The sequence below is a fragment of the Thermodesulfovibrionales bacterium genome (assembly GCA_035622735.1).
Classification (GTDB): domain Bacteria; phylum Nitrospirota; class Thermodesulfovibrionia; order Thermodesulfovibrionales; family UBA9159; genus DASPUT01.
In genome coordinates this window covers 1-8,545 of the sequence record DASPUT010000218.1, presented here as the reverse complement: position 1 = coordinate 8,545, position 8,545 = coordinate 1, and the positions used below count along the sequence as shown (strand labels likewise).

Sequence of the window (8,545 nt, the reverse complement as noted above, 5' to 3'; positions counted from 1 at the left end):
GGCGCATTCATGAAATTCATCGACCCGAGGGTCAGGCTTGCCATGTCCGGTTTACTGTCACCCTGAAGGCTGAGCACCTCCGTCCGCTTCTCCGGGTCGCCGAAGACCCTGCCGCTGGTCGAGACGACAATCACCACGTCGTCGTGGCGTTCCCTGATGCCCTCGATGATCCTCGCATACCGCTCCTTGCGGTAACTGGGGCTGCCGTCCGCCTCGCGTGCATGGAGATGGACCATGGACGCACCGGCATCAACGCATTCATTAACGTCCTCGACGATTTCATCGGGGCTTATCGGCACATAAGGAGAATGGTCCCTCATATGGACTGCGCCAGTGGGGGCCAGGTTGACGATGAGATCGGTCATGACTGCTCCGCATGGACCTTGATCACGCGCGCCGGCGCGCCGGCTACGGTGACGCCGGCAGGCACGTCTCTTATCACTACCGAGCCGGCACCGATGATGCTTCCCGCTCCCACAGACCTCTCGCCCATGATCGTTGCCCCGGCCCCCAGGAAACATCCTTGCGCGAGACGCGCATGACCTCCTACGGTCACACCGGGTCCTATAAACACGAAGTCATCGACGGCGACATCATGGCTGATGAGGCTCTGTAGACGGACCGTGACAAAACTCCCAATCCTGGCTCCCCCGCCCACGACACAACCCTCGGGGATTATGCAACCGGTACCGATTTCGACGTAGTTCATGTCGACGGTGGGATGTATGAGATTCGCAAAACCGCATCCCAGATCCTTCAGCATCCCGACGACCTGCTCGCATTTAGGCCATGTGGGGACATTACTTACGAAGCAGGTGTCAGGCATTCGGGCCAGATCCGCGATAAGCTCCCTGCCGCCGAGGACTGGATATCCCAGACACTGTCTGCCCCTTAGCGCCTCGGCATCGTCAAGGAAGCCCTCGATCCGAAAGGATGGCTGCGAGCGATTGATCGCGTCGACCAGTTTTATGATATCAAGGTAGGAGGCCCCGAATATATATATCTTCTTCATGCCGGCAGGTTCCCCTCATCAGAGATGGGGGATGTTACCACAAGGATATATTTGTCGTCAATGAAGCTGCGTGGCTTTAGGAGTTCTATTTTGAGGAGCGTTATTACTCAAGGAGTATCGTCTTTTTCGGATGGTCGCTCCCCCAGATGCAGTGGCGGTGACATTCATCATGGTCGGCGAAGAGAAGCTTTTATTATAAACGCCATACGGGCTATTCCCACCCGAGGCAGTCGCAGTAACATTCGTCATGGTGGGGGAGGAAGAGATGTTATAGACGCCGCATCCGGAAGACGGCTCTTTCTTGATCGGAGTTCGGGCACTTGAGCTGAGCATGGCTGATTGTTAGAATACATTATGAAGTATAGAGCGCTCATTTCGGCGGTACCCTACCAAAGTTTCCGGCTCTTGATGGACAAACTGAGGTTAACGGAGAATGATCTCCTCATGCTTGGGCATCACCGGGATTTCTTCATAAGCAGGAAGGGAGAGTTTGCGGAGTACTTCTATGAATTCTTCTCTGAAATACCGGAGACCCACATATTGCTCGAACATTTTGGCAAGCCGGACATCATGAAGCTCACCTGGGCTTCATGGTTCGAGAGGCTCTTCCGTGAAAACCTGGACTCAAACTTCATAAACTATCTCTGGCGCATCGGGTTAAAGCATGTGGAGATAAATCTTGATCAACGTTTCACGGGCCTCGGCTTTTCCCTTGTGAGAAGGTTCTGTCATACCCTCGTACTCGATAACTTTCCTCCGCAGGTTGCAGTTGAAATAATGCCCGTCGTGGATAAGCTCGTGGACTCCTGCATCCTTGTCGAGACGAGTGCTTATATAGAAGCCACAGTTCGGTGCGACGTCGAAATCCTCAAGGGGATAGCGGACAAGATCCGCAATCCCGTCACCATTATCGGAGGCAATCTCAGGAGGCTTCAGCGCCATATCGATCCCAAAGATACCCTTTACGAGGATTATGAATTTCTCATCTCCTCTGCGAGCCGCTGCGAAGACATGATAGAAGACATAAATACTTATATCGAGATGTTTCAGCGTGAGGCAAGCTTCGAACAATGCATGCTCGAAACGGTCATCGAAAACATGCTTCAAAAGCTTTCTGCGCGAAAGAAGCTCGAAGGGGTAAAAGTGGAAGTCCTCCTGAGCCCCGATGCCCGCTTCGTGAAGGGTGACCCGGTGGACCTTCGTCATCTTTTCTACTACATTATCGAAAACAGCGTGGAGGCAGCCCGTGCGGCAAAGAGCCCTTATGTGCGAATAGCATCCTTCCTGCAAAACGTCCCGCCTCACACGGTAGGGATTGAAGTTTTCAATAATGGGGATGTAATAAATCTGGCCAATATCTCGGACATTTTCTCACCCTTTTATTCCACAAAACCCAAAGGATCCGGTCTCGGCCTTTCGATCGCAAGACTTGCTCTGCGCAAGAACTTCGGTGAAATAGATTTTGAGCCGATCCATCAGCAAGGGACAAAGGTATACATAACTCTGGAAAAGGCAGATTAGCCTCTGCGTCTTTTTATGGAGCGCTCGTCTGCCTTCGATGATGTGTTAGCAGACAACGTTCCCTGTTGTAGTTTGACAAAGAGACCTGTTTCCCGGAGAGATAGAGCTCTTTCTCCGATCAACCATCCCCCCGAGAGTCGCTCTTAAGTGAGACCGTCAGGCGATTGCATGGTCAGTCGGAAGTGATATAATTCTTATAATAAATAATGTGGGGTCCGGTAAGAGTCGCAGAGAAGGAGTGATTTGATTCTGAGGAGGCGATATGAAGAAGACAGAACTGACGTTACCGCAGGTCGCCCTTATTGCCGGCACACGCGGCATGCTGGGAGCAGGGGCAGCTCTGCTGCTGGCGGACAGATTGAATGAGGATGAGAGAAAGGCTATAGGGTGGACGCTATTAATTGTGGGAGCGGTCAGCACAATTCCGCTGGCGATAGAGGTGTTGAGCAAGAGACGATAGTCGCCGACTAAGGAACCTTGCCTTAGCTCCGCCGGACCGTTTCCGTTATGCTCTCTGAAGGCGGAATGAGCAGGCGAACTGCATGAACTCTATTGGCGGGCATTGCTGGAGGGGGCAATGAACATTTCGATTCGTCCGACCCCATATCTTTTTGGGTTTTGGTAATATTGCTAATAGATTGATGACCGCAAAGGGCAGAGACGTGGTAAATCGCGAGAACATGCGCCATAGGCTTGAGCGCTTGAGAGAGGTATGTGCCGGCGCCAAGGATGTCAGTGTCATAATATACGCGAACCCCGACCCGGATGCACTCGCGAGCGCCCTCGCACTGAAGAGGATACTTGAAACACGAAAGCGGATTGTAAAAATAGGCTATACAGGGGCGATAGGAAGACCTGAGAACGCCTCCATGATAAGACGCCTGAAGATTCCTGCCTTTCCGGTGAGCGAGGAGGAAGCAGCCCGCGCTGATGTTATAGCGATCGTTGATTCCCAGCCCCAATTCTTCACGGACTTCAGCCTCCCGCGTTGTGATATCGTGATAGATCACCATCCCATCTCAAATACAATCCCGGCAGAGTTTGTCGATGTCCGACCTAACTATCTGTCCACTTCGTCGATCATGACGGAGTATCTGAGGGCCGCGGGCGTCCGCCTTACCAAGAACCTCGCGTGCGCCCTCTTTTATGGGCTTAAGACTGATTCGCGCCATTTCATGGGAGACATGAGCCATGGCGACATGGAAGCGATAAGATGGTTGCGGAGAAAAGCGGACAGAGACACCGTTAATCAGATAGAGTTTTCACAGTTCTCATGGGAAGGTCTCGACTACTTTACCGTAGGGCTCGTCAGGCGGCGTTTTTTGAACGGTGTCATGTTCTCGCACCTCGGACCGGTCCCGTTCTTCGACGTGTGCGTGCAGGTGGCCGACTTCTTGATCAGGGTCGAAAACGTATCATGGGCGCTGGTCAGCGGAGTAGTGGGAGACACGCTCGTGGTGGTCTTTCGGAATGATGGCATCAAAAAGGACGCGGGATACCTGGCGCGCAGAACATTCGGTGTCATAGGGAGCGCGGGCGGGCATGAGTCCATGGGACGAGCTCAGGTCAGATATGATGCGTTGCCGGGAGGTCTTCTCCTGACTGATAACAGGGCCATCGAAGAGTTCGTACTCGGTTCACTCGCAAAGGTTGACCCGGTGTTTAGGCCACTCCTCAAATCTCTCAGAAGATAGGTTCTTCAGTAATACTGCACTCTCCTGTCTCTCTTGACTTCATGAGAGGGGATAATTCGTGACATCTTCACGCTTGACTTTTCGAAAGACTATTAATATTATTAATAGATTTCTTTAGGAAATCCTATAGACTATTAGGGAGTTCAGAGGTTCTTGTTGGTAGCAGCGTATTCCAGATTAGAGAATGACCTTGTTCTCCCTTTGCAAAGAATTCAGTGAGTGGGGACGATATTTATATAGTAATTCCTTTGTTTATTGTGCTAAACTAAAATGTGTGCGGAAAAGCCATTATTCTGTCTCTAAAGAACCAGCAAAGAACTAAGGAGTCTCGTTATGCCGACAAGTGCTCTTAACTTCGAACCCGGGATATTCCAGCCCCTTGCAGAGGAAATCATGGAGAGGTCAGGCCAGAACTTACTCGCCTGTTACCAGTGCCGTCGCTGCGCCGCAGGCTGTCCGGTCGGCGATGAGACCGAGGGTGTCACGCCCGACCGGTTAATTCGGATGATACTGCTCGGGGAAAAAGCCGAAGCCCTGAACAATCTTCTCGTCTGGAAATGCGTTGCCTGTTATACCTGCGGCACCCGGTGTCCCAACGATATCCAGACAGCGAGAATCACCGAGACATTGAAACAGATGTCGAAGGAAGGTCACATAGAGCCTCTGACCCCAAAGGTGGCAGCTTTCCATGATGCCTTCCTGACTTCGACTGCCCATTTCGGCAGGGTGAACGAACTCGAGTTCATGGGCATCTACGAGATGAAAACCGCAAAGAGCGAATTAAAACGGGGCGGTTGGAAAGCTATTCTTGAGGAGATGATGAGCCAGGCGAAACTTGGCCTCTCTATGATGAAGAACAAGAGAATGCATTTCGGTCTCGATAAGGTCAGGGGGCTTCCGGAAGTAAAAGCCCTTTACACAAAGTCGAAAGAAAAGGCCAGAGACCGCAGAAACTCTGCGGACAAAATTTAGGGGAACAGCATGGAAATAGCGTATTATCCCGGATGTTCACTGCACGCCTCTTCCGAACTCTACGATATTCAGAACAGGCTGGTATTCAGGCGGTTGGGGGTCGAGCTGAAAGAGATTGAAGACTGGAATTGCTGCGGCGCGACATCTGCAGCCAAGACTGATGACTTCCTCTCGATCGCCCTTCCCGCCCGTAATCTCGGCATCGCCGATTCGAGCGGTCTTCCCGAAATGGTCATCCCCTGCTCGTCCTGCTACAGCCGCACGTTGGTTTCGCAGAAGAGACTGACAGAGGACCCTGAATTAAAAAGCAGGATTAACGCGGGCCTCAACAGAAAGGTCGAGGGGAAGATCAAGATACGGAGCATTCTAGAGGTGCTCATGCCGCGGGTCGAGTCCGGCGAGGTAGCTGAAAAGTCAGCGAAGAAACTGGAAGGACTGAAACCGGCATGCTATTACGGCTGCCTCATGACCCGCTTTCCCTGCGACATCGACGTTCCCGACAACGTCGAGAACCCGCAGGGCATGGAGATTATCTGCAAGGCCCTGGGCGCTCAACCCCTTGACTGGGGCTATAAGACTGACTGTTGCGGGGCATCGGCGTCGGTCAACGACACCGATATGTCCCTCTTCCTCATGTCAAAGATCATGAAGGATGCGATAGCGAGGGGCGCAAACTGTTTTGTCACGACCTGTCCCATGTGTCAGCTTAATCTCGACGCATATCAGGACCGGGTCAGGGAGAAGCACAGGATCGAGCAGAGGCTGCCGGTCTACTTCATTACCGAACTCTTGGGGATATCGATGGGTTTCAGTCCCAAGGAGATGCAGGTCGACAGGCATTTTGTAGATGCGGTCGGGCTCTTAAAGGAGTTACAGCTGATATGAGTGAAACGACTTCTATCAAGAAACACGGATCCGTCCTGATCGTCGGCGGCGGTATCGGCGGCATGCAAGCAGCTCTCGACCTTGCCGACAGCGGTTTCAAGGTCCATATGGTGCAGAGGGACCCCTCTATCGGCGGGACGATGGTAATGCTTGACAAGACCTTTCCGACCGGGGATTGTTCGATGTGCATGATTTCGCCCAAGATGGTCGAGGTAGGACGGCATCTGAATGTCGATATCCATTCCCTTGCGGAAGTGGTTTCGGTAGAAGGTGAGCCAGGGGATTTTAAAGTCAGGGTGAAACTTGCTCCGCGGTATGTAGATCCGGATAAGTGTACCGGTTGCGGCGATTGCGAAGCGAAATGCCCGAGGAAAGTGACTAGCGAGTTCGAGCAGGGTCTCGCCACGCGCAAGGCTATCTACGCCCTCTTTCCCCAGGCGGTTCCGAACACGAGGGCGATCGACTGTACCCAGTGCCTTTACCTTACGAAGGGGACTTGCCGCCTCTGCGAAAAGGTCTGCAAGGCAAAGGCGATCAACTACGAGGACAAGGGGAGAGAGATCGAACTCCGTGTCGGAGCGGTAATCCTCGGTCCCGGGCTCGACCGTTATGATGCGCGGGTCAGGGGCGAGTTGGGATTGGGCCGCTGGCAGAACGTCGTAACCTCGGTCCAGTTCGAGCGTATCCTTTCAGCCTCTGGTCCTTACAAGGGAGAGGTAAAGAGACCTCTTGACGGGAGGCATCCGAAGAAAGTGGCATGGATACAGTGTGTCGGATCGAGAGACTCGCACAATGCTAATCCCTGGTGCTCATCCGTATGCTGCATGTACGCGACAAAACAGGCGATCATTGCGAAGGAACATGACAAGAACATTGAGCCCACCATTTTCTATATGGAGATGAGGGCGTTTGGCAAGGACTTCGATAAATATGTCGAGCGCGCCAAGAATGAGTACGGCGTGCGATATCAGCGTGCCATGATCTCTGCGGTCCGAGAAGATCCCGGCGCGGGTGATCTACTTCTCCGTTACGCTGCCGAGGATGGAAAACTGATCGATGAGACCTTTGACATGGTCGTCCTCTCTGTTGGACTCGAGCCGCATAAGGATGCCGTGGAATTCGCAAAGACCTTCGGGATAGAGGCGAATGCATACCGGTTCGCCGAGACATCGCCGCTCAGACCGGTAAAGACGAGCCGTGATGGAATTTTCGTAACCGGAACCTACCAGGGTCCCAAGGATATTCCCGACACGGTGATGCAGGGAAGTGCCGTCGCGGGAGAGGCTATGGCTCTCCTCGGAGAGGCTCGCGGGACGGAGATCGTAAAGAAAGAACTCCCTCCCGAGAAGGAGATGGCCAGCGAAGAGGCGAGGATCGGCGTCTTTGTCTGCCACTGCGGAATCAATATAGCCGGGACCGTGAATGTCCCCGAGGTGGTCGACGCGGTCAAGGATCTTCCGGGAGTCGTCTTTGCGACCAACACGATCTATGCCTGCGCCCAGGACACCCAGGAAGTCCTCAAGCAGACGATTAAGGAGAAGAATCTGAACAGGGTCATCGTGGCTTCATGCACGCCGAGGACCCATGAACCGCTGTTCCAGGAGACCATCCGTGACGCAGGCCTGAATAAGTACCTCTTCGAACTTGCAGATATCCGTGAACAATGCTCGTGGTGCCATATGGGGCAGAAGGAAGAGGCGACGAAGAAGGCAAAAAAGATCGTCAAGATGGCGGTGGCAAAATCGAGGCTCCAGGAACCGATTAACACCGATACGGTGGGCGTAACCCCTTCTTGCCTCGTCATCGGGGGCGGGATTGCCGGCATGACCTCTGCTCTTTCCTTGGCAGACCAGGGCTTCGATGTGCATATCATTGAGAAGGAAAAGGAACTGGGCGGATTGATAAGAAACCTCTATCGTACCCTCGAAGGGAACGACGTTCAGGAATTCCTTAAGGCAAGGATCGCTGAAGTGCTGGGCCACCGCCGCGTAACGGTGCATATGGGCGTCGAAGTTAGGGCGACCGAGGGTTTTGTCGGGAATTTTAAGACGGTGCTCACAGACGGGACGGCGATGGAACACGGCGCGATCATACTCTCAACAGGCGGCGTCGAATACGAGCCGACGGAGTATCTCTATCAGGAAAGTGACCGGGTTATAACCCAGCGCGAACTCGAAAAGAGACTCTCAGAAGGCGGGACTCCAAAGGCTGAGCATTTCGTGATGATACAGTGCGTAGGGTCTCGCGAAGAACCGAATCAGTACTGCTCACGCACGTGCTGTCAGGACGCGATTAAGAATGCCATCTCCATAAAGGAGAAGACACCCGGGGCGAAGGTGATCATTCTCTACCGGGACATCCGCACCTATGGTCTGCGCGAGGATTATTACAAGAGGGCCCGCGACCTCGGTGTGCTCTTTGTGCGCTATGATGTGGAGAGAAAACCTGTTGTCGAAAAATC

8 protein-coding genes are annotated in these 8,545 nt (G+C 53.1%); 6 read left to right on the top strand and 2 right to left on the bottom strand.

What is annotated here, in order from left to right:
* A partial coding sequence (locus VEI96_11500; protein HXX58617.1) for a 3-keto-5-aminohexanoate cleavage protein occupies positions 1-365 on the bottom strand: 365 nt, incomplete at its 3' end.
* Complete coding sequence (locus VEI96_11495) at positions 362-1,012, bottom strand: NeuD/PglB/VioB family sugar acetyltransferase (GenBank protein ID HXX58616.1); 651 nt, start codon at positions 1,010-1,012, stop codon at positions 362-364. The genes VEI96_11495 and VEI96_11500, both read right to left, overlap by 4 nt.
* Before the next feature lie 354 nt (positions 1,013-1,366).
* Here VEI96_11495 and VEI96_11490 point away from each other — a divergent pair, with 354 nt between their 5' ends.
* From VEI96_11490 to VEI96_11465, 6 genes are all read left to right on the top strand, one after another.
* Entirely contained in the window at positions 1,367-2,533 is a 1,167-nt protein-coding gene (locus tag VEI96_11490; protein HXX58615.1) for an ATP-binding protein, read from the top strand.
* 262 nt (positions 2,534-2,795) lie between these two features.
* Entirely contained in the window at positions 2,796-2,993 is a 198-nt protein-coding gene (locus VEI96_11485) for a hypothetical protein (GenBank protein ID HXX58614.1), read from the top strand.
* Between the two features lie 202 nt (positions 2,994-3,195).
* Entirely contained in the window at positions 3,196-4,227 is a 1,032-nt protein-coding gene (locus tag VEI96_11480) for a DHH family phosphoesterase (GenBank protein HXX58613.1), read from the top strand.
* A gap of 333 nt (positions 4,228-4,560) precedes the next feature.
* On the top strand, positions 4,561-5,199 hold the full coding sequence (locus VEI96_11475) for a 4Fe-4S dicluster domain-containing protein (protein ID HXX58612.1): 639 nt from the start codon (positions 4,561-4,563) through the stop codon (positions 5,197-5,199).
* Positions 5,200-5,208: 9 nt separating this feature from the next.
* Positions 5,209-6,084 (top strand): CoB--CoM heterodisulfide reductase iron-sulfur subunit B family protein, encoded by an 876-nt coding sequence (locus VEI96_11470; protein ID HXX58611.1) that lies wholly within the window; start codon positions 5,209-5,211, stop codon positions 6,082-6,084.
* Positions 6,081-8,545, top strand: a 2,465-nt coding sequence (locus VEI96_11465) for an FAD-dependent oxidoreductase (protein ID HXX58610.1), incomplete at its 3' end; no start/stop codon positions are given. The genes VEI96_11470 and VEI96_11465, both read left to right, overlap by 4 nt.

Bases quoted from the DNA above. Each gene is read 5' to 3' on its own strand.
- VEI96_11495 (HXX58616.1), bottom strand. From the start codon at position 1,012: ATGAAGAAGATATATATATTCGGGGCCTCCTACCTTGATATCATAAAA.
- VEI96_11490 (HXX58615.1), top strand. From the start codon at position 1,367: ATGAAGTATAGAGCGCTCATTTCGGCGGTACCCTACCAAAGTTTCCGG.
- VEI96_11485 (HXX58614.1), top strand. From the start codon at position 2,796: ATGAAGAAGACAGAACTGACGTTACCGCAGGTCGCCCTTATTGCCGGC.
- VEI96_11475 (HXX58612.1), top strand. From the start codon at position 4,561: ATGCCGACAAGTGCTCTTAACTTCGAACCCGGGATATTCCAGCCCCTT.
- VEI96_11470 (HXX58611.1), top strand. From the start codon at position 5,209: ATGGAAATAGCGTATTATCCCGGATGTTCACTGCACGCCTCTTCCGAA.